Here is a 2,132-nt window from a genome sequence, read left to right on the forward strand (position 1 = left end):
CATTTAATAAATCATCATAATTGTAATATGTTTTTTTTATCTGATATTTGTTTGTGAGAGCTTCAATCTTTTTTTGTGACTTTTTTCTTCCTAAAATAGCAATTAATTTAATTTCTTCAATAGTGTCAACAAAAGAGAGTAAATCCTGAACAATCATACCACTACCAATAATTCCAAGTTTCATTTTAATTTCCTCCATATATAATTATATTATAACATTCAGCACTGACGAGTAAAAATTTATCGAGCTAAATAGAGATAATAAAGTTATAATTAAAGTAGGTAATACATATAATTATAACTTTTTCTTCGTGGTGATTAATGAAAGTGAGCTGAAAGAAGATGAAAACCTCCAGAAAAGAAAAACGCGACAGAGAACAGAATTTAAATATGTTTTCTGATGTTCTTAAAATTATTCAACATCGTTTTAGCGGGTTTAGCAAATGGATCAACAGTATATCCGATCCCCGTCATCAAAGCTATATCAAATATGATCAGGAGCTCATAATGATGGTTAGAATATTGGCTTCGTGCTGTCACATTGAAAGCATGAGAAATATGAACTGCAGGTTTAACAGCAGCAATGTGATTGATAATTTTTCCATTTTATTTAATAAGCAGTTTGATGAACTGCCTCATGGTGATACAATAAATAATTATTTTAAGGAAGTCAGTGTAGAACAGGTGAAAAATGTCCTTACAAATATGGTAAAACAGTTAATAAAAGACAGGGTGTGTGAAGAATACAGGATAAACGGGAAGTATTATCAAATAGTACTTGATGCAACACAGTTAAACAGTTATAAAGTTGAACATACACCAGGTTCATTAGTTACTCATCATGCCAACGGTAATGTATCTTATCATAATAATGTGCTTATGGCACAGCTGATTTGTGGCAATATGGCAGTTCCTGTAGATTTTGAGTGGCTGGAAAACTCAGAAACAGGATATGACAAGCAGGACTGTGAATTAAAAGCAGCAAAAAGACTATTAAAACGGCTAAAGAAGACATATAAAAGACTGAATATATGTATAAGTGCAGATGCCCTGTATCTGGGAGAGCCGATTATTGAAATATGCAGAGAAAACAACTGGAAATATATGATCACATATAAAGAAGGAGTAATCAAAACAGCAGATGAGTACTATCAAACAGCTAAGGAGCATAATGATACTCATAGATATAATGAAAGTGATAAAGAGGGTAAAAAGAATTATGAATACTATAATGAAATAGAATACCGGGATTATAAAATAAATATAGTGGAGATGAGATTAACAGATGAAGAAGGGAAAGTAACAAAGTTTGCATATGCAACCAATTTAAATATAACAGAAAACAACTATAAGAAAAGGATTGGAGAGGGCAGAAGAAGATGGAAAGGAGAAAATAAGGGATTTAATGATCTAAAGAATCATGGATATAATATAAAACATGCATACAGCTATAATGAAAATGCAATGAAAGTGCATACAGTCCTGCAGCTGATATCGCATTTAATAATGCAGCTGGTAGAGCACTATGAACGAACAAAAGGAAGGTTTGAGACAATAAAAGAATTAGGATATAAAATAAAAGAGGCACTTAGAAATAAAGTTCTGAGTGCCAAAGACATAAGGGATATCAATCGCCCCTTCCAAATAAGAAGGGAAATATCCTACTAATATAATAACGCCAGAGGTCATTGAAATCAACGTCAACAATAATTTTTTTAAAGATAATAAAATAAAAGGGGTATTATACACTAAAAATAGAGTTGATTTTATCAAATAATAATTACATATTAATAAATCATGAAAAATGCTTAAAATAAGAAATTTACTCGTCAATGCTGAAATAAAGCACACAAATATTGACAAAAAGCGCTTTCTGGTGTAAATTAATACTGTAAATAGTGTGTAACTGGTAAAGCAGGCATTAGCTATACTAAGATTTATAAAAAGTTTTGGCTTTTTATATTGGTTCTAGTATCGCTAATGCTTTTTTTAATGAAAAAGCGCGCATTCATTATGACATGTAACATTATTTTATGATTTGTTAAAGAAATAGAAAGGAGAAGAGATATGAAAAAATGGAAACAAATTACATCCGCTAGTTTATTAAGTGCGATGATGGCGTTAGGAAATGT

At 30.6% G+C, this 2,132-nt stretch carries 2 protein-coding genes; one reads left to right on the forward strand and one right to left on the reverse strand.

What is annotated here, in order from left to right:
- A partial coding sequence (locus QZ288_RS11580; RefSeq protein WP_295159028.1) for a hypothetical protein occupies positions 1–184 on the reverse strand: 184 nt, incomplete at its 3' end.
- A gap of 206 nt (positions 185–390) precedes the next feature.
- On the opposite strand from QZ288_RS11580, the gene QZ288_RS11585 reads away from it, so the two are divergent.
- Positions 391–1,668, forward strand: coding sequence for a transposase family protein (locus QZ288_RS11585; RefSeq protein ID WP_267463412.1), 1,278 nt, complete (start codon positions 391–393; stop codon positions 1,666–1,668).
- The last annotated feature ends 464 nt before the right edge of the window (positions 1,669–2,132 follow it).

Origin of the sequence: uncultured Brachyspira sp., from assembly GCF_910578695.1 — a bacterium.
Taxonomy (GTDB): Bacteria; Spirochaetota; Brachyspiria; order Brachyspirales; family Brachyspiraceae; genus Brachyspira.